21 protein-coding genes are annotated in these 24,033 nt (G+C 51.2%); 5 read left to right on the forward strand and 16 right to left on the reverse strand.

The genetic code is table 11. The features are described from left to right. On the reverse strand, positions 1–5,631 hold the full coding sequence (locus tag F556_RS36265) for a DUF8202 domain-containing protein (protein ID WP_211222580.1): 5,631 nt from the start codon (positions 5,629–5,631) through the stop codon (positions 1–3). 272 nt (positions 5,632–5,903) lie between these two features. Further along, positions 5,904–6,194 (reverse strand): hypothetical protein, encoded by a 291-nt coding sequence (locus tag F556_RS0113080; protein ID WP_020617414.1) that lies wholly within the window; start codon positions 6,192–6,194, stop codon positions 5,904–5,906. 185 nt (positions 6,195–6,379) lie between these two features. Between F556_RS0113080 and F556_RS0113085 the strand changes: the two genes are divergently transcribed. Then, positions 6,380–6,637 (forward strand): GlsB/YeaQ/YmgE family stress response membrane protein, encoded by a 258-nt coding sequence (locus tag F556_RS0113085; RefSeq protein WP_020617415.1) that lies wholly within the window; start codon positions 6,380–6,382, stop codon positions 6,635–6,637. A 73-nt stretch (positions 6,638–6,710) separates the two neighbouring features. On the opposite strand, the gene F556_RS0113090 is transcribed toward F556_RS0113085, so the two are convergent. From F556_RS0113090 to F556_RS0113120, 7 genes are all read right to left on the reverse strand, one after another. Beyond that, positions 6,711–7,637, reverse strand: a complete 927-nt coding sequence (locus F556_RS0113090) for a family 43 glycosylhydrolase (protein WP_020617416.1) — start codon at positions 7,635–7,637, stop codon at positions 6,711–6,713. 14 nt (positions 7,638–7,651) lie between these two features. Then, the gene (locus F556_RS0113095; RefSeq protein WP_020617417.1) at positions 7,652–9,283 is read right to left on the reverse strand and encodes an extracellular solute-binding protein; all 1,632 of its coding nucleotides are present in this window, start codon (positions 9,281–9,283) and stop codon (positions 7,652–7,654) included. Between the two features lie 38 nt (positions 9,284–9,321). After that, complete coding sequence (locus F556_RS0113100) at positions 9,322–10,200, reverse strand: carbohydrate ABC transporter permease (RefSeq protein WP_020617418.1); 879 nt, start codon at positions 10,198–10,200, stop codon at positions 9,322–9,324. Positions 10,201–10,251: 51 nt separating this feature from the next. Further along, complete coding sequence (locus tag F556_RS0113105; protein ID WP_020617419.1) at positions 10,252–11,145, reverse strand: ABC transporter permease; 894 nt, start codon at positions 11,143–11,145, stop codon at positions 10,252–10,254. 743 nt (positions 11,146–11,888) lie between these two features. Next, complete coding sequence (locus F556_RS0113110; RefSeq protein WP_020617420.1) at positions 11,889–14,135, reverse strand: helix-turn-helix domain-containing protein; 2,247 nt, start codon at positions 14,133–14,135, stop codon at positions 11,889–11,891. 216 nt (positions 14,136–14,351) lie between these two features. Then, positions 14,352–15,152, reverse strand: coding sequence for an aminoglycoside phosphotransferase family protein (locus F556_RS0113115; protein WP_020617421.1), 801 nt, complete (start codon positions 15,150–15,152; stop codon positions 14,352–14,354). Between the two features lie 40 nt (positions 15,153–15,192). After that, positions 15,193–15,585, reverse strand: a complete 393-nt coding sequence (locus tag F556_RS0113120; protein WP_020617422.1) for a VOC family protein — start codon at positions 15,583–15,585, stop codon at positions 15,193–15,195. A 347-nt stretch (positions 15,586–15,932) separates the two neighbouring features. On the opposite strand from F556_RS0113120, the gene F556_RS0113125 reads away from it, so the two are divergent. Continuing rightward, positions 15,933–16,511, forward strand: coding sequence for a TetR/AcrR family transcriptional regulator (locus F556_RS0113125; RefSeq protein ID WP_020617423.1), 579 nt, complete (start codon positions 15,933–15,935; stop codon positions 16,509–16,511). 57 nt (positions 16,512–16,568) lie between these two features. Then, positions 16,569–17,279: an SDR family oxidoreductase gene (locus tag F556_RS0113130; protein ID WP_020617424.1), complete on the forward strand. Its 711-nt coding sequence runs from the start codon at positions 16,569–16,571 to the stop codon at positions 17,277–17,279. A 91-nt stretch (positions 17,280–17,370) separates the two neighbouring features. Here the strand turns inward: F556_RS0113130 and F556_RS0113135 are convergent, their stop codons facing one another. Both F556_RS0113135 and F556_RS33930 read right to left on the reverse strand, forming a co-directional pair. Beyond that, positions 17,371–18,153 carry a class I SAM-dependent methyltransferase gene (locus F556_RS0113135; RefSeq protein ID WP_157272734.1) on the reverse strand — a complete coding sequence of 261 codons (783 nt, stop codon included), beginning with the start codon at positions 18,151–18,153 and terminating at the stop codon, positions 17,371–17,373. 137 nt (positions 18,154–18,290) lie between these two features. After that, a complete protein-coding gene (locus tag F556_RS33930; protein WP_245583056.1) occupies positions 18,291–19,097 on the reverse strand; it encodes a phosphotransferase enzyme family protein in 807 nt (268 codons plus the stop codon). A gap of 236 nt (positions 19,098–19,333) precedes the next feature. On the opposite strand from F556_RS33930, the gene F556_RS0113145 reads away from it, so the two are divergent. Beyond that, complete coding sequence (locus F556_RS0113145) at positions 19,334–20,200, forward strand: helix-turn-helix transcriptional regulator (RefSeq protein WP_020617426.1); 867 nt, start codon at positions 19,334–19,336, stop codon at positions 20,198–20,200. A gap of 93 nt (positions 20,201–20,293) precedes the next feature. Further along, a complete protein-coding gene (locus F556_RS0113150; protein ID WP_026297272.1) occupies positions 20,294–21,085 on the forward strand; it encodes an SDR family NAD(P)-dependent oxidoreductase in 792 nt (263 codons plus the stop codon). A 6-nt stretch (positions 21,086–21,091) separates the two neighbouring features. Here F556_RS0113150 and F556_RS38340 read toward each other — a convergent pair whose 3' ends face one another. The 5 genes from F556_RS38340 to F556_RS0113175 form a co-directional block, all read right to left on the reverse strand. Next, complete coding sequence (locus F556_RS38340) at positions 21,092–21,367, reverse strand: GNAT family N-acetyltransferase (RefSeq protein ID WP_020617428.1); 276 nt, start codon at positions 21,365–21,367, stop codon at positions 21,092–21,094. A 23-nt stretch (positions 21,368–21,390) separates the two neighbouring features. Beyond that, positions 21,391–21,606, reverse strand: a complete 216-nt coding sequence (locus tag F556_RS38345) for a (4Fe-4S)-binding protein (protein ID WP_020617429.1) — start codon at positions 21,604–21,606, stop codon at positions 21,391–21,393. A 24-nt stretch (positions 21,607–21,630) separates the two neighbouring features. After that, positions 21,631–22,074, reverse strand: a complete 444-nt coding sequence (locus F556_RS0113165; protein WP_020617430.1) for a MarR family winged helix-turn-helix transcriptional regulator — start codon at positions 22,072–22,074, stop codon at positions 21,631–21,633. A 38-nt stretch (positions 22,075–22,112) separates the two neighbouring features. Then, positions 22,113–22,874: a pirin family protein gene (locus F556_RS0113170; RefSeq protein WP_020617431.1), complete on the reverse strand. Its 762-nt coding sequence runs from the start codon at positions 22,872–22,874 to the stop codon at positions 22,113–22,115. Between the two features lie 121 nt (positions 22,875–22,995). Then, entirely contained in the window at positions 22,996–23,943 is a 948-nt protein-coding gene (locus tag F556_RS0113175; protein WP_020617432.1) for a helix-turn-helix transcriptional regulator, read from the reverse strand. Positions 23,944–24,033 lie beyond the last annotated feature (90 nt).

Genomic DNA, 24,033 nt, shown 5'->3' on the forward strand with positions numbered 1-24,033 from the left:
CTATTTCACAATAACTTCCCCGCCGGTCGGCCGCAGTTGATAGTAGTGGTCCTGGGACGCTTCTTCAATCTGATGGAACGCCCAGTGATCCATTGGCACATCTGGCCAAGTCGACTGGTTCATACCGTATAACGGACCTCTTCCCAGCACCCGGTTAAATACGGTCACCGCTTCAGCGCGGGTCAATATTTTGTTCGGCTGGAAGCTGCCGTCCGGCATGCCCTCCATCAATCCTGCTTCGAGTACGTTGGCAATGTCTTGTTCTGCCCAATGTCCGGCTACCACATCACTGAAGGAATGGCTGGCCTCTCCATTGAGATTCTTCAAACGCGCGATGATGATGGCCATTTCTGCTCTCGTAATGTCCCTGTCCGGCTGGAAGCTGCCATCCGGCATGCCTTCCATTAATCCGATACTCGAGACATAACTGATTGCTTCGCTGGCCCAATGGCTGGATGACACGTCGGGATACATTTCTGTGTCCCCGCCTTCAAGTTCCAGCACACGGTGCAAAATCACGGCGATTTGCGCTCTTGTCAAAGCATGAAGGGGCTTGAACGTTCCGTCGGGATAGCCGATGATATACGCCGAGTGCATGCCATCTGCATGACTATCCAGATTCAGAATGGTGAAGGTGCTGAACTTCTCGATACCAAACGTCAGACCCCGCTTACCTTCCGCATAGCCTCCGATCTCTGGCGTCACCACTTTCCGTTCCCCATCGCTGTGTTCGATAAAGATCGCTAGATCGGATAAAAATCTTTCCCGATTCGCTGTCCCTGTCGGCACGTTGCTGTCGTTCATCGGCAGCGTAAGGTAGACTTTACGGCTTGGCATGTTGGTCTCAATCGTAAACGGACGATCAACCACATAGACATTGCCGTCATTTAACAGTTCACGAACAAGCTCCTCTGTCTTCGCCCGTTGTTCCACCAGTTTTCGTTCACTTTCCTGCTTGATCGGAATCAGATGGAAGTAAAGGTTGTTGTCCAGGCCGGTCAGTGAGGCATTCGGAATGGTAATCAAACCATTGTCCGTGTAAATCTCCAGGTCCAGTCCCGATTGCTGAACAACTGCCAACGCTGCCGCCGTCAGATCGACCCTCACTTCCTTTACTTCGTCCTTTTCATCCGGGATGACGATGCGCACGGTAGTCGCTCCTGCCTCCAACGTCTTCCGTACAGACTCCTCTGCAATGGTCGCGCCAAAGGACACTTGATCACTCTTGGTACCGTCAGAGTTGGTTGTCCGCAAAATCTCCGTTTGCGCAACCACCCCTTTCCCTCTTGCTTCCACGTCTACAGTGATTCGCTCCACTGTGGACGGAGGACTTGGGATGACTGGGATAATGACCGGAGTTTCTGGCGCAGCTTCCCGGGTCACTTGAATCTTGTAAGTTCTGGTGATCTCGTCCTGCCCTGTGACCAGGATCGTAATCTCATTCAAGCCTACATTCAAGGCGATTGGGCTGCTGGCCACTCCGTTCTCTACATTTTGACCGTGAATTGTAATCTGTGCATCCGGGTCGGCCGGTGTGACAGTAAACGAAATCTGGCTCGTACTGTGACCCACAGTGATGGTATACACACCGTCATTCGCTGTCGGGCTCAGTGCCCCAATCGATGGTATGATGGTGACCTGTTTGGACTTAACCAGACCTTTTCTGGCGTTCTCCAACACGTCGAGCGCCGCGTCTACTTCTTCTTGCAAGGCGTCTGGGTCAGCCAACACGTTTTCTGCATCTGACAGTGCCTTTTGGAGGGCTTGCCAGCTCTCTCCCGTGTATTGCTCTTCCACTAAGATTTCCTCAGCCAGGGCTTCGTTAATCTCGGTCACTTTGTTCTGCAATGCAGTTTTATCCACAGGGACAGCAACCACATAAGTCACTTCTTCGGACGGGTCCGAATCTGTGTATGCCGGGTTGCTCGACTTCGCAGTCACAGTCACGCTATACGTGCCTGGCGCCAGTGGTGGCTCCAAACCCGAAAGGTCCAGCTCCGTTCCTTCGCTCACAACGATGACGAGCGGTTCTTCACCTTCAACTTCGATCGTCACTTCATACGTATCCGCATGAGTAACTTCTTCCCAAGTCAGCGCACCGTTCTCGCCTAGCTGCGCTACTGGTGCTGGCAAAGCTACTGAGACCACGTAGGTCACTTCCTCGGATGGCTCCGAATCCGTATAAGCCGGGTTGCTCGACTTCGCAACGACATTCACGCTGTAAGTGCCCGGTGTCAGTGGCGGTTCCAAACCCGAAAGGTCCAGCTCCGTTCCTTCGTTTACCACAACAACCAGCGGCTCCTGGCCTTCGATTTCAATCGTTACTTCGTACGTGTCCGCATGGGTGATTTCTTCCCAACTCAGCACGCCCTCTTCACTGAGCTGCGCTACTGGTGTTGGTAGGACAGTGATGCGCTGTAACTCATTTCGTGCGGTCTCCAGCGCTTCCAGCGCCTGATCGACTTCTTCCTGTGTAGCTTCACTGTTGTCCAGCACTTGCTGCGCGTTGCTTAACGCCTGCTCAAGCTCTTGCCAGCTATCAGGCGTGTAATCCGTCTCTTCAAGATCGTTGTTGATCTCATCGACTTCCGATTGCAACGCCGTTTTGTTCACAACGGTCAGCGTTTTTGTTTTGGTGGCAGTTTTGCCATCCTTGGTAGCTTTGGCTTCTATCGTATACGAGCCCTCTGCCAAGTCGACAGGAGGCGTGAAGCTCCAGCTCCCATCCTCCTCTGCCTCTACCGTACCTCCGGCACCATTTACTACATGGCCCTCGGCATCTCTGATTACGATTGAGATAGTTGCTTCTGGAACGGATGTCCCTTCTATCGCAGGCCTGCTGACGTTCACAATCTGACTGCTAGGCTCTATGATCTGCAAGGCGGAGGCAAATTCATCGGCTGCCACCTGCTCAAATGGGGCCGCAGGAACACCGTTTGTCCCCTTCAATGTACCTGTCCCATCATAAATGACCTTCACTTCGTTATCGGTCACCACAGTTCCCACTGGCTGCTTCAGAATCAATTGGTCCTTATTAGCAGGATCAACCTCAAAATTAACTGTACTGATGTCGACTTCTGTATCGTTAATCGTGATGGTAAAGCCATTCAGATTGGACAAGCCAATCTCTTGGTCCAATGTCAGCACGATACGAGGGCCGCCCGTCTCGGGTTGCTCCAGTACAGCCGTCTCAAGCGTCGGCACCAACGCCGCAAGCGTGAAGTACGACACGTTGCCAAAATCCTTGGTATCGATCGTAACCTGACCGTCCTCAATCAAATAGAACGAATCGGTGGCATCAAACTGGTCGTCCGAGCTGAATACAACATACAGCGGCCCATCCACTGCTCCTTCTACGGGATCGATTTGCAACGTGATCTTTGTATCCGATTCCGTTAGCTGGTTAATGTCCTGCCAGTTTGTCTTCTTCACTTTGTAGACGCGTTCCGTGCGTTTCAGTTGCTCATCTGCTCTATCGATCGAATCGACAAAGCTTGTGCTCATCCCGTTATCGCCAAATACGATAAAGGATCTGTCATTGCTGATTGCGCTCAGATTGGCTTCATTAGACGCTGCCACTGAATGCCCCAATGCAATCGTGACGTGGGCTCCTACTTCCTGAGACCTCGATTGTTTTTGGTATAGGCCGCTTAAATCATCACGCCCGACGCCTGCAATGCGATTACTATGGTCGCTGCTGTCACCTTGTGTCCACATGGCGACGCTGCTGCTGTCTATGTAATCGGTGGGCAGAGTCAGGCCATATTTCAAGGCAAGGTAGCTGTTGACTCTAAGACGATCATGTTCATTCAATTTTCTGTCGAACACGATGACTTCCGATACCGATCCATTAAATCGGCTATTGTGTCCTGCGCCAATGTACGCCCTGCCTGCAGCATATCCGAAATGGACGGTGTTCTGATTGTTAGCCTCTTCTAGTAATGTCTTGCCGTCCAAAGAAAAGGACCATCCCTCGCTCTGAGAACTCCAGATATTCATCACGCGGGATTTCTTCAGTTCAACACCCTGAACATCAACTGTTTTGTTTATGTTTGAGCCAAAATACGTACGAATCTTTCCACCTTGATCCAGTCCGTAAACCGAAGTCGCGGGCCCCGTACCACCGAGATCCCAAGGAAAACCTCCGTAACTGTCACTAGCCTGAACAGAAAAGACCTCACGCTCGGTATCCGCGGTCGAGCCTATTGTTGGCTTGATGAAGTAAGCAGATGCGGCAGTAATTGTAATCCCCGGGTTATAATTCACCGCGGCAGCCGTGTATGGAATGCTAGCATTGGTGCTATGACGTGCCCACTGCTCATTAACAGCCAAATCATTCAAAAGCGTGACATTACCATTTACAATCTCCGCACTTCTCCCCACATCAACCCAGGAAAGTAATCCGTCCAACACTCCGCCTGGGGATGCAGGTGGAGTCACAATGGCTGTCAGATGATCTCGTGCGGCTTCCACCTGGGAAAGAGCTTGATCGATTTCAACCTGAGTAACATTGTCACTGTCCAATACGGCTTGTGCTGCATCCAGCGCATCTTGCAACGTTTGCCAGCTCTCTTCCGTGTACGTCGATGGGACCAGAGCTTCATCATGGATCTCATTCACTTTTGCTTGCAGCTGTGTTTTGTCCACGGCTACGACTTCGCGCCATACCAAATTTGAGGTTCCTTCAGCATACCCTGCAACCAGGGTACCGGTATCGGGAAACAGATTGTCCAATCCGGTTACAGGTATTAAATCTGGATTTGCGATTCCAAACTGGCTTCCTGCAGTCATCCGACTCTGCGCCGTAATCCCCGCTTGTCCCGTAAAATCTCCGCTCAGCCTAAGAAGGTTTGAGCCGGTCAAAAAAACATTTCGTGGCGAAGCTCCTGACGTATTATCCGTAATGACGGGATCACCGGAAAGGTGGAAATAGCCCTGTGCGACATGTACGCCGCCCCCACTATTTCCAGTAATCGTCCCGCCAGTCATCCTAAAGGTTGCATTAGCTCCACCGATATAGACTGCACCTGTACTGGCATGCCTATTGCCGACGATTTCCCCACCCGTCATTTCCAAGACTGGATTAGCGCCCATTAAAAAGATTGCACTTCCCTCGTAGGCGGAAAAATTGTTACGCAAAATCGTCCCTTCTTCAATGGTCAAAGCTGCATTTGTATTGACATTAATGATTCGCCCATTGGATGGACCTTGCCCAAAACTGCCGTCAATAATAATATCCTTCAAAGTAAGACGACCACTGGTTAAGTCAAAAAGCGTCCCGCCTGAACTAGTGCCTATCTCGCCACGTTGAATCACAGCGGGATTCTCAACTGCAGGAGCCGTTGAGATCGTAACCACCTTGTCCAATTCAAACCTGACAAACTGTCCGCCGACACGCAGCAATGTAATATTGTCCAGGACATAAATCGTTCCCTCGTCATTAACCTCTTGATAAGCTTTTTGCAATGAAGCATAAGGATTCTCTCGGGTTCCCTCGCCTGCGTCGTCATCACCATTGCTGGCTACATAAACATCTGAGGAAGCCGCGTGACTGACCAGTGTGCCTAAGTTCACTCCCGTTCCTGTGAAAATAAGAAGAAAAGCCAGGAAAACGATTCCTACTCTCTTCAATTGACTTGTGTAGCTTTGCATTTCAGATCATTCCTTTTTACGATTGATTTGGTGTTTCTACAGTTGCTTCGATCCCCCTTGGATAGGCTATCTACAGATTATGGAAAATTATAATTATGTATATCATGGGCTACTCTACAAGAACTGAAAAACACAGCTGTTTCTCCTTAAGCATGCGGTGCACACAGCAAAAAGCACTGCCGAATGGTTGGCAGTGCTTTTTCATGATTGGGCTGACATAAGAGTCGCAGTCGCCCTGACCGATTGGCCGTCTATTTCTCTTTCTCGAACTCCTTGTTCGCTGTTTCCAGCATGGTTTTCCAATCCGGAAAATCCGTTTCTCGGTCAATATGCCGATCGAACAGCTCACCGGATATTTTGTCGATGTCTTGCAGCGTATCAGCCTGAAAGTTGCCTTTTTCCTGAAACTCCTGGAAGCTGTTGAACTTGGAGTACTTTTTCATGAAGGCTGAATGAAAAAGCTTCTCCAAAGAAGGCTGATTGGGATCGTCTTCGATTGTTTTCTGTCCTTGCAGATCCTTTAGCAGATCGTCAAATGACATCGGTTGTTTTTTTCGCAGAATACCACTCCTCAATTGTTGTTGGTAAATTTCATCATAGCATAACTTCTCCAAATGACGAAACGAAGCATTGCGTCTGAGACAAATAATCTTTTTTTGTAAACCAAGTTCAATTCCTGCTTATCCCAACATACCTTGAAAGAGACCCACCGAAAGGGGACAACTCAATGTATCTGATCTGGGTAATCATTGTTGGCGGTGTGATTGGCTGGTTAAGTGGAAATTTGATTGGCCGGGATGTTCCGGGAGGCGTGCTGGGCAATATTATTGTTGGCTTTATTGGTTCGTGGCTGGGTACGGAGCTGCTGGGGCCCAGGGGGCCGGTCATCGGGGGCTTTCATATTATCCCGGCAATCGTAGGCTCTATCATTGCCTTGCTGATCTTCTTCGCCTTGGCTCGCGGCGGAGCATTCCGGAGACGTTAGCATTCACGGCTCTAGTTCCAAGCCCAAAAAGACCCTCCTGTACGAAACGCGCAGGAAGGTCTCTTTTTTACGGTCATGCTAGGTAGTCAGTAATCATGAGATAAGGCAAGCCCTCTCGCCAGCCAATTTCCTGCATGGACAAGTACCAGCTCTTGCCCAAGTCATTATTGCCTTGGTAGAAAAGATACGTCCGGTCGTCTTCGTCCCGAAACAGGAACGGATGGCCGGATTCGCTGGCGTTCCAGCTGCCAGGCTCCCCATTCCGCAGGAAGGGTTCTTGGAAAAGCCGCGTCCACGAGATTCCATCCTCGCTCACGGCACAGCCGATCTGCTGAGGCCGGTTGTTGTAGGCGCCCGCATAGAACATATACAATCTTCCCTCCCGCTCTACGAGCGCCGCGGCTTCGATACACTGCTCTTCCCAAGGCAGCTCTGGCTTCAGGATGGAATCCTCACACCTCTGCGTCCAAGCTTCCTGACCGAAGTCGGACGCCAGCGGCGCGGTAGCTACACCCTGCATCTGGACCTCGCCCTGCGGGTCACGTGTGGCGAAATACATCCACAGCTGATCATCATACGCAATCACATCGGCATCGATGGCGCGTCCGTTGTTCCACCCGCCTGTCGGCCGGAAGACGGGATTGGATGCGTTTTTGCGAAATGACAGTGCATCCTCCGATACCGCATGGCAGATCGCGTCCTTCGGTCCGTTGCCGTAGGTCTGGTAGAACAGGTGGACACGGCCATCCAACAATATGACGCCGGGCGCGCATATTCCGTTGCGCTCACAATCTTGCTCCTGCGGCACCTCTCCCACCTTGTGCCACGTCGTGAGATCGTCGCTGACCGCGATTCCGATGCCCCAGCCGGTTGCCGCCTGTTCGGGCTGGAGATGAGGGGGTACCGAGTAATACATATAGTACCTACCCTGGTGCTTCACTACCGCCGGGTCCTTGGCCATCGGCCGTCCACGGTCGGTATCCGTATACATCATGTTCATTCTTTCGTTCCTCCTCACTCCTTCACAAACTTCCACATGTCCTTCGCCAGGAACGCCGTGTCCTTGTTCTCTTCGTACCACTGCGCATAGAATGTCTCCAACTGCTCGCCGCCGGAACGATTCCACAGATCCTGTGCTTCTGCGTAGGCCTGCTCAACTGTGAAGGACGTGCCACCGACGATGGCTTTGTTGTAGATATCATCGATCTTGGAGACGTTGGTCTGGACCACGCCCAAGTCGTCCGGCAGGGTCGGCATATGCTCGCCATGCGTAATCGAGGCATACTCGACGTCGGCACCGAGATTGGCTTCATTATTCTGCTTCACCAGCTCCAGGAACTCTGCCTCCAACGGCTTCTCTGGGTCAAGCTGGCTCAGGATACCAGCGCATGGCTCCAGCTCGATCTGGGACATCAGGAGCTGGAAATCAAGGTTCCATGAAACTTCCTTGCTGAACTGCGCGGCATCCTTCGGTCTCGGACAGCCGTTCTCACCTTTCACCGAATCAGTACCGTCCGCGCCGTAGCGCAGCATCTCGCCAGCTTCCTTCGACGCCATGAAGTCGATGTATTGCATCGCGGCTTCCGGGTTTTTGGCCTGTCTGTTGATGACCGTCGTCATCTGCACCGGATTGTTCACCCCCGCGGCAAAACGGCCATACTCCGAGCTTGGCAGCTTGATGGCGATTACCTCGGCGTCAGGGGCATTATGCTTCAATGATTCATAATACTGAGAGACGTTGACGGGATCGACTGTACGGCCGACGAAAATGCCGATCTTGCCGCTGTTCCAGTCCTGCTGTGCCTTCTGACCGTTATTGTCGGCAAGGAAATCCTTGTCGACCAGACCCGCGTCGTACAACTTTTTCTTAAACTCGCTGGCTTTGTTCTGCTGTTCCCAACCGCGGACCAGCTTGCCGTCCTCCAGCACCCAATCCACGTCTCGGAACATGGTATTAATTACAGCCCCTGTCTCGCCGCTCAGTGCGATGCCGAAGGTATCCCTCTGACCGTTGCCGTCGGGGTCCTGCTCTGCGAATGCCTTGGCGACCTCGAACAGCTCATCAACCGTCTCCGGCACCTCCAGGTTTAGCTTATCCAGCCAATCTTTGCGAATGAACAGCGCCTGGAAGCCGACCAGCTGCTGAACACGGCCGAATTCGTACATGCTGCCGTCCGGCTTTGTGGCCGCTTTTCTGAGCTCCGGATATTTCTCCAGCAGCTGCTTGTAGTGGACGCTATGCTCTTCGATGAGGTCGTCTATCGCCAGGATCTGCTTCTGCTGATACAGCTGGTTGCGGAAGCTGGTAGCGAAGTCGGTGACGACATCCGGGGCATCGCCCGAGGCAAACAGCAGATTCAGCTTCTGCACCGATTCGCCGCGCGGGATTGGCACATATTGCGCTTCCACCGTGCCATGCTCGTTAAGCCACTGGGTCCAGCGGTTGTTGTCGATTGTCCCCATCTCCTGGGGCACATTACCGCGATCATAGATGGATACGGTAATCTTCGGCTTGCTAGTCGAAGCGCTCTCCGATGAGGTCCCTCCGCTTGGCTCCTGGCCCCCGTTCGAGCAGGCTGCTAGCAGCACCGTGCCTCCCAACAGACAGGCTGCTACCAATTTCGATTTTTCGGTCCACTTGTTCATGCTCCCTAATCCCCTTTATATTAGATATTCGAATTGGATTATCCCTTGACCGCGCCGATCATGACACCCTTCACAAAATGCCGCTGCAGGAACGGATAGACGGCCATCATTGGCAGCACCATGATGATAATGGCGGCCGCGTTGACCATCTCCGGTGTCAGCATAATCTGCTCCGAAGAGCCGGAGGCGGCGTTCATCTGTGAGAGCATCGTCTGGCTCTGAATCATCTGTTGCACGAGCACGGCGAGATTGAACTTGGCGGGCTCGTTGATGAACATCAGTACGTTGAAAAACGCATTCCAATAGCCGACGCCATAGAACAGAGCAAGCGTGGCCAGAACCGGCGTCGACAATGGCAGCACGATGCGAAGCAGATAGCGCCACTCGCCGCAGCCGTCAATCCTTGAGGCCTCGTCGACCTCGGTTGGGATATTCTCCATGAAGGTGCGCAGCACCAGCAGGTTGAAGACGCTGACCAGACCAGGCAGCCACAGGGACCAATAGGTATTGATCAACTCCAGGCTGCGAATCGTCAGATACGTCGGGATGAGACCCCCGCCGAATAGCATTGTGAAGACGATGCCAAACGTATACGTCCGTCGCCCGATAAAGTACGACCGCGTCAGCGGATATGCCGCCAGAATCGTAAACAGCATACTGAAGATAACGCCGAATACCGTAATCTGTACACTATTCAGGAAGGAGCGCATAATCGGCGTGCCTTCGATTAGCTGCTTGTAAGCATCCAGCGAGAAGCCGATTGGATAAAACGTGACGTGCCCCGAAGCGACCGCCTGCAGCGAGCTGGAGGACACCGACGCGATATGCACCAGCGGCAGCAGACAGAGCAGACCGGCCACGGCGAGCACGAGATACACCGCCAGCAGATAGATTTTTTCGCCGAAAGACGGTTTCATGTTAGCCCTCCTCAAAGTTTTCCGAAGGAAAACTACTTCGTAAGCATCGGCTTACCATAGTCCGTTGCCGTATCTTCTTGCAATCCCGTTGGCGATCAGGACGAGAATGAGACTGACCAGAGATTCGAATAATCCCAAGGCAGCGGTCAAGCTGAATTGCGAGCCCATCAGCCCAATCTTGTAAATGTACGTACTAATGACCTCCGAAATATTCGACACCGTCGAATTTTGCAGCATGTAGACCTGATCGAAGCCAACCTCCATCACCCGCCCCATGGACAAGATGAACATCAGGACAATCGTCAGCCGCAGTCCCGGCAGCGTCACATGCCAGATCTGCCGCCACCGTGAGGCGCCGTCCATGCTGGCCGCTTCATACAGTGTCGTATCGATGCTGGTCAGGGCAGCCAGGTAGATGATCGCGCTGAAGCCCGCTTCCTTCCAGATGCCCGAGCCAACGAAGATCGCGAGCCATGAGCCTTCCCGGTACAGGAAAGGGTAGGTCGAGCCCGTGAGGCTTTCCCAGACCCCGCTGACCAGGCCGTTCTGCTGGGAGAAGACTGTGATGACGATTCCGCTTACAATGATCCACGAAAAAAAATGCGGCAGATAGACAAGCGTCTGCACCACCTTTTTGAACCACATGCGCCGAACCTCATTTAACATAATCGCCAACATAATTGGGAACGGAAACCCGACGAAGATACTCAGCAGACTGATCACTAGCGTGTTGCGGATAATCTGCAATGTCGTCGGCGTGCTGAACAACAGCTTGAAGTTATCCCAACCGACCCAAGGACTATGCAGGATCCCATCGGCAAAATTGTACTTCTTGAAGGCGATGACCGCACCGAACATGGGCACATACTTGAACAGTATAAAGAAAATGATCACGGGCACGAACATCATGTATAGAGGAATATTGCGTCTCCATAGCCGGATCATAGGTTCACCCCCTCCCTGCCTGTCTTCGGCTCTTGATTTGCTGCAGCAATCCTCTGAACCTTCCTTGACTATAGGCCGGGAAGCGGTGGCGGGCAATGTTCATTTTTCCTCGCGCTTAACATCTTGGTCGAAGGCTTGTCATAGAGCGGCTGAAACAGGAGATTCCTGTGAGATGCGAAGGCGGACGACAATGTAAAGGGGCTGTCCAAAACGTCAGTGAAAGCTGATCGGTGGACGGCTCCTTTACAAAATCACTTCTGCTCTAATGGCCACCTGCGCAGTTATTTCAGCGAAAGTAAACGTCATGGTGTCCGTTAGAGCAGAGGAGGGTGGTTGTCCAGCCGCCGACCTACTGCTAGGCATCGCCTATCCTACGCGTTCTCGCTGCCCTCCCGGCTAACGGCCATATATACGCTTATTTGCCCTGAAAAGGTAGCTCATCATTTCTAACGGCCATATATGCGCCTATTGTGGCCAAACAGACCGCTGGAGCCTCGAAAACCCTCCAATAACTGCGCTGGTGGCCGTTAGAATTCACAGTGATTCGATTTGGGCGAAATAGCGGCTGTGGTGTCCGTTAGAGCTCCAGCGCGTTCGTTTCGTTGATTTTCAAAACAAAAAGGCTGGACGGCAAACCTAACGGTTTCTCGCCCAACCTTTTTGTTTGGGGACTTATAGGATAACCCCGTTGCTGGGCTTCCCTCTGCGCGGATGAAACAAAGCAATATGCAATTTTCCCATCGTTAACTTGACGGTATATCGGTATCCCCGGGATACTTGCGGTACTCGCCGGGCGTGGTACCGGTGAGTTTCTTGAACGAGCGGATGAAGGAAATGACCTGCGTATACCCCACCTGCTCGCTGATCTCCTGCACAGGCAGCTCCGTCTCGCGCAACAGCCGCTTGGCCTCCGTCATCCGCAGCTCCATGACGAAGTCCACGAAACGCTCGCCAGTCGCCGCCTTGAACAGCTTGCTGACGAGGCGTGGCGACAGACCGAAGCGGTCGCTAAGATGATCCAGGGAAATATCCGTGTTGCGGAAGTGCTCCCGTAGATACGACTCGATCTCTCGCGCCGGTGTCGATTCGGGTTGACGATGATGCCAGGCCTGCAAGGCCTCCGCCAGCTGTTGCAGCAGGCTCGCCAGCCCGCTCTGCATGTCTTCGATCAGCTCTTTCTCCACGATGCTTGGCAGCGCGTGCCGATGGAACGGCTCTGCCCATGCCGTCATCATGTCCTCCGGCATCTCGTTCATGTCTTTCTGGATCGCGTAGAAGATGTACTGAACCACCTCCAGGGTCTGCTCGCGGGACAGCTCATCCTTCCGGATGTCCTGGAACAACCTGTCCAAGGTGTCGCGCCAGGCGTCATCGGCCGCCCGGAGCTGCCGCACCGTCTGCCTTGCCGTATGAAGATGCGTGTACAGATCGCCTTGCACCCGCAGCTTCCAGTCTGACGCTGCATAGATACGGTTATACCCGTGCAGCGTGCGGTATTGTCCAGCCTGCATCGCATCCCTGTAGGATTGATGGATATCCTCGATCGAGCGCACCGTCGTACCCACATACAGCGAGACCGTGAATTGGAGATTGCTGCTGACCCACGATTTCAGTTGAGAGGCAAGGTCGAGCACCTTTGATCCTTGAGCGGGATCGTCGAAATAAAGGATCGACAGCAGCCGGTCCGCATCCTTCCACTCCGACCATACCGACCAGCCCTGCCCCCGGCTCATCTCCTCCAGTACGCCCTGCACTACGAACTTAAATAGCAGCTGATCCCGCTTGTTGTACTCGCCGCTGAATTGCTCCCGGTTATCCAGCACCGTAACCAGTACAATCATAGGCGAGTCATACGGCGGGATCTCCAGCTCGGCCGCCTCGCGATCCCACTCTTCCTCCGTCAGCGACAGATGACCGGCGATTAGCTCATTGAACCAGTACCGTTTGCGAATCATCAGATCGTCCTGGTGCTTGGCTTCGTATTCGTTGGACTTCTCCATCATGTTGTCCAGCGCCAGCGAGATGAACTGAAACTCGTTATGATCGTCCCGGCGCCCGAGCTGGAAGCTGCGCTTCAGGGCATAACGATCGATTCGCATCATGATCTCTTCAATCGGTTTGTAGTGGCGATGAGTCACGTAAGTTAGTGCTACGATACTGAGCAGCAAGGCGATCAGCGCCGGCAGCGTCCAGCCATTCAGGAACACCGACATCAGCTGCTGCTCCGATTGGGCGATCCCGACCGTCAGGTGCCACCCCGTGTAGGCTGATGTCACCGTGCTGATCCCCCAGGCGGCACGCGGCGGTGTCTCCTCCTGATATAAGACCGTCGACTGGTCGGCAGTGGTTAACTCCAGGAAGCCCGCCGTGTCGGCATTAGCCGCACGCAGTGCTCTTTCAATCGCAGACAGCTGAACATTCACTACGACCAGCCCCTTGGGGACAGCCGACGTGATAGGCACTCGCTTCACCAGCGAGATCACCGTCACTGGTGCATCCGCCGGATACAGCCGATACGGCCGTGGCGCCGACCAGCCGTAGCTGTCCTCCTGCTCCTCCACGGCGGCTCCGAGAAACGCCTCGTCCGCGAACGCATCACCCGGCTTGAACAGCCCGGAGCTCGACACCACCTCGCCACTGGTTGACTTGTACAGGTAGACATCGCCGGTGAAGGGGAACAGCGCCCGCATGTCTGTCAATCGCTCCGTCAGCTCGTACATCGTATATGGCGGTACTGTACCAGGTGTGTGCAGGTAATCCCCCAGTTGCTCGTCCGCCAGCATCTGCTGGATCACCAGTTCCTCTGTCGACTTGATCGCCGACTCCAGTACACTCATCACATGGGTCGCAAACAGCCCGTTCGTATTCTGAATCCGCACCTTCGTCTCCGCCGTCCATTTCCCATAGAAGAACAGAATCAGCAGCAGCACCAGCACGAATAGGATCGGTGTATACGACAGCAGCAGACGATAAAACCATTTTCTCTTCATGAAGGACCCTCTCTCTATGGTTGCGCTTCCTTGTTCTTCGACAAAGTAGGGGGGTTGGCCTGCTGGGAGAATAAACGTACCGCCCACTATAACGTTTGGAGACCTTGAGATCAATATACATTTTTCCCCGGATATACCCGAGGGGCTCTGACCTCCTCCTGACTGCTGTCATCGTGGAATGAACATAAAAAATAGGCCAACCCGTTACTGGCTGACCTACATCCAATCATTATGATGATCGGTTACAAATCGGATCTCGCTCTCATAGTGAGCCAAGTGTCCCTCATCCACTAATTTTTGAAAAGCAAAATTTCCTTCGGCGGCCCCATTTCGTAACGTATCGCACATGGTCGTCAACCGCCGGATAATCCATTCATGCAGTTCATTAGGGACGGGGATGCCATACGATTCGAAAAACAAATGGATTCGTCGTCGGCGCTCCTCAGCGTGTAAATCGGTTCGATATGCACCCGTTTTTCCTGAAATAAGATCAGGTGAGAAGCTTGCAAGGGGAACCGATGTATAGAGGGTATATGCAATGTCCCACATCCGTGGACCCGGTCCAGCCATGTCAAAATCGATCAGCGCTACAGGGGCTCCCTTTTGGAATACCACATTGTACAACGCCGCATCATTATGACAGATTACTTCGTGCTCACGATCATCGGCGTAACTCAGCTGCCATTTGCCCTGTGTCAGGAGAGTAGAACCTGCAGTGGCATCATGGAATCGGCGTAGCAGACGTGCTAAACCAACCAGCGTCTCATCCGACCACATATAAGGCTCAACCTCAGGATAGTCATTACCCGGGACTTCTCCTGCAAGGTATGTCAATATCTCACGATCTGAATCATCGACGCCGAGAAATCTTGGTGCCCCCTCGAAGCCTTGCTGCTCTAGATGTGTAAGCAGCTCATGAACACACGGACTCCAGTAACCCGTCGGTCGCAGAACCGTATTTTCCTTACGGACAATGTGATTTACATTTCCGCCTGTTAACACTTCTTCTTGCGACATTAGGTATCACCCTCTATAAAAATCATTAGTCATCTTGTATTTATGTCTCCGGTTGAAACAGGTCAAATGGATTACCGTACAAATCTTCAAAGCCGACTCCTCTACCTCCTGGAACAGTCGATGGTTCTCCGTGAAATAAAACACCGCGCGCTTTCATTTCTGTGTAGTCTCTTTCTATATCATCTGTTTCAAACATGACCAAGACCTGATTGGCGCTCTGTTTACCTATCAACGCTATCTGGTCTGGTGTGTCGGCTTTTACCAATTCGAATACAGTCTCATTACCCTCTCTCGGAGCAACCGCCACATATCGAGATCCCGGACCAAATTCGATATCCGCGCAAACCACAAAACCGAGTCTTTCCGTATAAAATTGTTTGGCTTCTTGCTGGTCGTTCACTAGAATTGTAAACTGAGCTGCTTTAACGATCATATCTCTGTTCCCCTTTACTTTAACCATTTTGTCTTCGCACTGCCATGTTTAAATTATAGAGGATCAAAATTAGACGCATTCTTATCAATTGCGAACTTCTTTGAGAATCCATGACAAAATAATTCTTTACTGATCGTTCTCAATTTGATAAGATGTGTTTGTAAGTCGTTACATCGCTATTACATAATTAGAATGATCATTCCCATTAGAGAGGAGTGAGGCCGATAACCTAATGCTGTCACCCAGAGCATCTCGTGCACGATCACAAGGAGGATATCGTTTCTTCTTTTGCCCATTCTTTACTGATCGTTCTCGATTTGTTATGATGAGCTCTGGAGGGATGACCGTTGGCCAGAAGTAAAGAATTTGATGAAAATGTTGTATTGGACAAAGCCATGAAGCTGTTTTGGGAACAAGGGTATGCCCAGACCTCGATGAACGATCTGGTGGAGCATATGGGCATCCATAGAAGAAGCCTATACGATACATTCACCGATAAACACACCTTGTATTTGAAAGCCCTTGACCGATTCGGTGAGCGGATTACCGGCCGCTGGGCATCGGGCATCAAAGGCGCCGGCACGGCAGAAGATGCGATGCGCTTCATATTTGATTTCGTCATCAAGGGTGAGGATGATTCACCGCCGGGATGTTTTTTCGTGAACTCAGCCGTTGAGCTTGCGCATGCCGATAAAGAAGTAGACGCCAAGACTGTCGATGAGTGCGCTCAAACGGAACGGATCCTGCAAAACGTCGTAACCCGCGGCCAGAAGAGCGGAGAGTTCTCTGAATCCGGCGATCCCAAGGCGTTAGCAGAGTACCTGTATATCGTCATCACCGGTTTGCGCGTCATGACGCGCACATCGACACCCGAGGATAAATTGTTCCGAATCGCAGAACAATCCATGCAGATGCTAAAGAGATAAACTAAATTTTTTTGCGCTTATTAGAATGATCGTTCCCAAATAAAAGGAGGCATAACAATGACGAAGACTATCGCATTGATTACTGGAGCAAATAAAGGCATTGGCTATGAAATCGCAAGACAATTAGGCGCGCAAGGCATCACGGTATTAACGGCGGCTCGAACCCAGTCCGTGGCAGAAGAAACGGCGACTAAACTCGCGTCGGAGGGTATAGATGCAATTGGGGTTGAGCTAGAAGTAACCAATGCAGATCATATTAAGAAGCTAACACAGTTCATTGAGAGTACCTATGGACGCCTGGATATTCTGGTCAACAATGCTGGCGTACATCTGGAGAAGGCAGCCTATGAAGGAGACGCGCTAAGAGATTCGTTTGAAGTGAACACCTTCGCTCCGTTCTATATCACAGAGTCGCTGCTGCCGCTCCTGCAAAAGAGCGAGGCGGGCAGAATTGTCAACCAAAGCAGTGGACTGGGATCCATCTCACTTGTTCTAACCAATGAACTGGTCCAGAGTCTGGCCACACCGGCGTACTGCGCATCCAAGGCTGCGCTGAATATGCTAACTGCCTATTGGTCGACACGTACCAAGGGAACGAATATCCTCGTCAACACGGTACATCCCGGCTCGGTACGAACCGATATGGGCGGCGAACAATCAGAGCTGTCCGTAGAGGACGGTGCCAAGACCGCTGTGAGGCTGGCAACCCTAAGTGCGGATGGACCCACTGGCGGCTTCTATTATATGGACAGCGAGCTGCCGTGGTAGATTGACTGGGGCGCTAGGAGACAAATTTTAACCCCGTACTGTTTATAACGGGAGAATTTTAGCCATCCTTTGTGGGATGGCTTCTTTTTTCTTATGTAGCCCTCCCGATCATCAAGGCGTAATAGTTGGCGACCTTTAGACCTCTTGAGGTAGCATGTCGAAGAAATATTCCCTCCACATCTTCCAGGCATTTCTCCCAGACGATTTCCTTTAATGTTTCCTTCTGGCCAAAACATTTCTTGATCAAGACATCCTCCGGTCTCGACAGATACTCAATTTCTTCAAATATTTTCAATTCAATCTTTTCTAGATTACTTTCGGATAACTGACGTTCGAACTTTGCTTTAATCTCCTCCAGGTAATTGTCCGGGAGTGGAGAATACAACCCAGGGAAAAGGCTCCGTAGTCCCCCGTCTGTTCCACAATGATACAACCCTAGCGCCATGCCCCCGGGTTTAATGACCCGATGACCTTCCTTCATCCCCTTGTGGAATAGCCACGGTCCCTTTTTTGTGTAGACGACGTCAAAGGAATCATTGGAAAATGGAAGCGGTTTGTCGGCATCCACCACATCAAAGGTAATGGATTTGTCTGAGTCCTTTTTTGCTGATGCAATGTATCCCTCAACGACGTCAATTCCCACTATTTCCCTTGATCTGGTAGCAAACGTTTTTGTGAATTCACCATGGCCGCAGCCAACATCCAGAACGCGTGAGTTCTCTCTGAGACAGGCTGTAATTTTGTCTGCAAAGATTACCTCGGCCCGCGGCTCATCGAATACCGAGTTCCATGGATACTTGTATCCTCCGGTTTCTAACGCCAAATTTTCGTGCCACTCTGCAGTCTGCGGCGGAATCCAATCGGGATGTTCCATTGGGTCAAATAATCGTTTCGGCACCCTAACACCACCATTCCAAAATATATACACCCCGAACTCAATAACCGACCGAGTTCCTTAAAGTAAGTATATTTTCCTGAAGAAACGTTTGGTTTTTTTCCATTCCTCTGGTTTTACACCAAACAATTGCGCTGAAGGCGTCGTAAAAATCGTAAAAATGGCAGCACGCTCTCCAGAGCCAACATCGGTCGAATGGCTTGATATCCTTCCATGAATGGGATCTTTGTACTTGGACTGACTTCCCACATGTATCGATTCACTTTTGTGAAATCTATTTCGGATGATCCACCACGGGCACTCTCGAAATCAATGATGCCAGCCACCTCGTTACCATTCACCAATATATTGCCTGGTCTAAAATCCATATGAACAATGCATGGTCCATCAGGATCCGGTAAAGCAGAGAAAGCTTCATCAAAGTAAAGCATACATTTTTCGAACAATGCTGAGTCGAGCATCTCTTCGCAAGGCTCTTTCCACTTTTCAACATTACTTCTGATATGTAATCTCCAATTATTTGGGTCGAGTAACTTATAACCATCGGCCATGTGGTAACCATATCCAGGCATGCTAACTTCGTGGAGCATAGCCAGATACATGCCAATTTGAAAAGAGAGTTTCTCATCCACGTCTCCGCTACAAGGACTTCCTTGAATGGCTGAAAGCAGCAATGCGCCAGTCATACGTTCATCCCCGTACCAAATGTCCAAAACTGTAGGAACAGGTATGATATCCTTCAATGTTTCTAGCATCTGGTATTCACGGAATAGTTTATCCTTGTTAAAAGGAACTTTCACAAATACGTGTTCTCCACTGGCAAGAGTGAGTTTGTAGACTTCGGAACTATATGACTCTGGGACATCTTCAATATACAAGACGTTCAACTTTAACTTCTCTATGACTGTATGAATCGAACTCATAGGGTACCTCCTGTTTTGGAGCGAATCCAGTATCTTACATATACCATAATATTGGACCCGCACCAAGACCCCTTTTTTAAGGATTGTCAGTAGCTTAGAGGAAAAACACAAAAGGAGCTGTTGCGACAGCTCCTTCAATTCGCCTGCTCACCACATCCCGTCTTTGTGCTCGATCCAACGTTCGGATATGATAGGGATACAGGTAGATTTTTGAAATATGGATTAGGGAGGCAGCCATGGACACTCGACATACCTCCTCCGCATTGGGGGAATTTATTACCTCACGTCGACATCGGCTTCAGCCGGAAGTAGCAGGAATTCAGCCCTTCCCCGGTCGAAGGCGTACCCCTGGACTTCGGAGAGAAGAAGTCGCGTATCTTGCCAATGTCAGCGTGACGTACTATACCTGGCTCGAGCAAGGGAGGGAGACCAACCCTTCCCCCGAAGTTTTGTCTGGTATTAGCCAAGCGTTACAGTTGGATGCAGACGAGCGGAAACACTTATTCGACCTGGCATCGCCAGCCCCCGTCAGCTCCTACTCGGAACCGAGACAGGAAAACTACGATTCCGAATTTCTGCAAAACCTTGTGAATCAATTGCGTTATCCTTCCTTTATTGCTAATGAGGTGGCTGATGTCCTAGTTTGGAATCAGGGAGCAAAGCTGGTGATTGCCGATTTTGACCTTCTTCCACAAGACGAACGAAACATGATGACTCTGCTGTTCCTGGAGCCCGAGTACCCTGAACGAGTAATGAATTGGGAGGAATTCGCTCGTTATATGACGGGGTTGATTCGGGCAAGCTTTGACCGGTACAAGGACAATCCGATGTATATGGAGAGATTTGAACGGTTAAAAAACGGCAGTAAAGACTTCGTACGTTTGTGGGAGAGACATGAGATCCGGCAAAAACATTCTGCCGTCCCGATCCATTGCCGCCTACCGGATGGATTGGAACTGACGTTCACGATTCATTGCGCCGCTGCTATCGATAATGATCCTGGCCTGCATTGGTGTTTCTTTGTGCCAACTCCAGATTCTGGTACGGAGGAGAAGCTCGCACGTCTGCTGGCACAAACCACCGGGTTGTCGTCATTCTCCTAGCCTATTAGTCCGGTTAATAGTAGGAGGGCACTGTGGTTACCACTCCTTGTCATTGATATGATCAACTCACTCAACGACAAAGGGGAACTTAAGATGAACTCATACCGCTATCAGGACCAAACGGCACTCATTACTGGCGCATCATCTGGCATCGGCGAAGCCTATGCTAGAGAACTGGCTTCGCGAGGCTGTCATGTGATACTGACCGCGCGCAGCAAAACCAAGCTGGAAGCGCTGGCCAGCGAGCTTACACGCGTACACGGCGTGCAGGCGCATGCGCTCCCATGTGACTTGTCTCAAGCAGGCGCTCCCCGTATGCTGGCTGAATCCATCTCTGAGCTTGGCCTGCCCGTGAATATTCTCATTAACAACGCGGCCTTTGGAACCTATGGCCGCTTTGAAGAGATTGATTCGGGCCGTGAGCAAGAGGAAATCATGCTGAATACCAGTGCGCTGGTCGAACTGACGCATCTTTATCTGCCCGGCATGCTGAAGCGCAAGGAGGGAGTTGTGGTCAATGTGGCATCTATGGCTGCATTTGCGCCTTGCGCCTATATGGCTGTTTATGGCGCGACCAAGGCATTCGTGCTATCCTTCTCCGAAGCTCTGTGGGCCGAAACACGCGGACGCGGCGTCCGTGTCATGGCCCTCTGTCCCGGTGCCACGGATACCGGCTTTTTTGATGAGGTTGGCAGCCGGGACATGGTGAAGGGGAACGCACTCTCCACCCCCCAGCGCGTCGTTCAAGCGGGATTTCGCGGCATTGATAAGGGCAGAAGCTATATCATTGACGGGCGCTCCAATCAATTTGCGGCCCTGGTCAGCCAGCTTCTTCCCCGACGCAGCTTAGCGCTTGCCAATGAGCGTATTTCCCGTCCCAAATAATCTGTATTATTTCAATAAAACATCAGCATACGCTTCATGCCGGTCAAATTGACGCTTCGCAAAAGGACATAGGGGCATGATCTTAACCCCTTCTGTCCGGGCATACTCGACGACTCGCTCTACCAACGCCTGTCCAACCCCTTGTCCGCGCAAAGAATCGGAAACGATGGTGTGGTCGATTATAATGGAATCCTCGCCGTTCCGCACAAAATGGATTTCTGCGTCCTTATGATCTGGTTCCCCTACATAAAAGCTGTTCGTCGCTTCTTTGATTTCCATCATACCGATTCCCCATCTCGTTTGGTTTATTTTCTTCTATATTCCAAAGCGCCGCTTGGACATTTCTCAATTTGAGCGGCAATGGCATCCGCCGATTCTCCATCCGCATGAACCCATGGCTTCTTCTTCACATTGAACACGCTCGGTAGCCCTTTTACACAATTGGCCGAATGCGTGCATTTGTCGGGGTGAAAGAGAACATCAATATCTTGTCCAACATACCGCTTGAATTCTTCACTCATGCCTGATCACACTCCAAGTAAGGATTATAAATCTTGTGCGCTGATTCCAATTTTCTTCAATAACAGCAGGAGCTGCTCCTTTTCTTCATTACTTACAGATGCGAGATTGGCGGATATCGTTGCCACGTGCTGCGGGAAAATCTCATCAAAGAGTATCGTTCCTTGATCGGTCAAGACCACGTGGTATGCGCGGCGGTCGGTGGGATTTACCTGCCGCTCAACCAGCCCCCTTTTCTCTAACTTATTGACAACATACGTAATGCTTCCACTGGGAATTGATAAGGTTTCACTGATCTTTTGTACGGGATGTGGTCCCTTGCTATAGAGAAGTTCAAGAACCATAAAATGCTCCGGACTGATCTCATACCGATCAACATCTTTACGAACGTTGTCGAAAACCACTTTGGAGGCTTTCATCCAGATCCGAAACAGTCGTAAATCAAGCTGGCTTTGTTCATTTTGATTCATACCATCAACCATCTTTCAGAGCGTAGTGAGTAGTGTTGTTAGTGTGACTTCCGATACAGCAGATAGTCCACTTCCGTTGGAATCTCGATGAGCAGCATGCGAAGTTCTTCCCCTGTTGATTGCAGAGCAAGGGTCTCCTCCTTTTCGGATTCCATGATAACGAAATCCTTGTGGTCAAATGAAACCTCTCGCTCTGTTAGGACGGAACCATTCCCTCTGATGGCCAGAGCAGCAAATGTCCGATGAGGTGCAAGAACATGCGTATATGCTGCGCCCTTTTCCATGTGTACATCATAGATTTGGGCGTCTGTTACGATCTGGATGGGCGAATGTTCACCCAGGATGGTCTTGACGGTGACCCCATTCTCAGAAACGTTAGGAAAATCTTCATGGACGTACTTTCTGTAGGTCGGTGGCCGCTTCGTGGCTTCTTTTAAATTCGGCTCGAGCCAGATTTGAAAGCCTTCGTAGGGTTCAAGGATGGATTCCGCATGGGAGATTCCTGAGCCTGCTTGCATCACTTGAACACCGCCAGTATCCACAATACTGTCCGTACCCAGCGTATCCTTGTGACGGCCTCTTCCTTTGATAACATAGTTTATAATTTCAAAACCCTGATGAGGATGAAGGCCAATACCTGCTTCACCAGTAGATTGTGCCCAAGCCCAGTAAAATAGAGGACCGAGCCGATTAACGACAGATCCTTCACCAGAAAAACCAATCGGCTTCTGCTCCCACAGCTTGCCGCCGTCGAATTCCCCTCTGCCTTGATTCTGCGGCTTAATGATCGTCAGCCCCATTCGTGCCCCTCCTCATACTTCATTTGTATGTATCCTAGTGTTAGGATATTAATATCCTAACACTAGGATAAATGTATGTCAATCTATCCCCATATACAAAAAAGCTACCGACAGCCATGTGTCAGTAGCGTTCTAACATGTTTTTGATTTCCTCACGCATTCGTTCGCGCAGCGATTCCGGCTCCAGCACACGCACCGCGGCGCCCCATCCGAGCGTCCATTGCAGAAGATCCTCCACCCGCCGGACGCGGAACGTTGCCAGCCAGCCTTCGTCCCCTGGCTCGAACGTCTCCATATAGAAATTGTCCGATTCCTGAACCCGCTCCACAATGGCCGGTTCGACCAAGAGGCGGACGGTCACATTCCGATCGTCTAGGGAACGGTGTTCCTGAAGGTTAAACCCCGGTGCGACCTGGAACAAATCCTCCAGCATGGTCATTTCACTCATGCGAGACAGCCGGAAGTGCCGGATGTCATGCCTCAGCCCACAGAACGCAACAAGCATCCATACTCCTCGGGAAAACACGAGCCCATACGGGTCCACCGTACGCTCGCTATGACAATTCCCATCCGAATCCGGTACGTTCTTGGTGTAGCGAAAACGAACGCTGCGCTTCCGCAAAATCGCTAGACGCAGCTGTTCGAACGTCTCTTTTTCCTGCCCGCGCGTGTTCGTCCCCCTTTCATTCAACAGTCGGATAACGGAGCGAATCCGTTCGGTCTCTTCCCGTACGCTCTCCGGTAAAATCGCCTCCATCTTCTCCTGCGCACGACGAGACTTCGTGCCGTACTCAGCATCTAGCCTCAATTGGACGAAATCCGCCCCAATGAGCAGCGCCACCGCTTCCTCCGTCGTGAAGCTGACAGGTGGGAGAAAGTAGCCCTCCATTAAGGAATAACCTACTCCCGGCGCCCCCGCCACCGGAACACCCATTTCGCTGAGCGCTTGAACGTCACGGTAAATCGTGCGGACACTCGTCTCGAACTTGTCAGCCAGGTCCTCGGCACGCAGCACGCCTTTACGTTGTAGCTCAATCACAATAGCCAACATTCGATCGGTTTTGTTCACGGCATCCTCTTCCTTACGAACGCATAAATAACTTCATTATCTTCACATACATCGGGTTAACCATGAGTCCAGTCGGGTTGACGGAATACC

The organism is Paenibacillus daejeonensis DSM 15491, from assembly GCF_000378385.1.
Lineage (GTDB): Bacteria > Bacillota > Bacilli > Paenibacillales > Paenibacillaceae > Paenibacillus_D > Paenibacillus_D daejeonensis.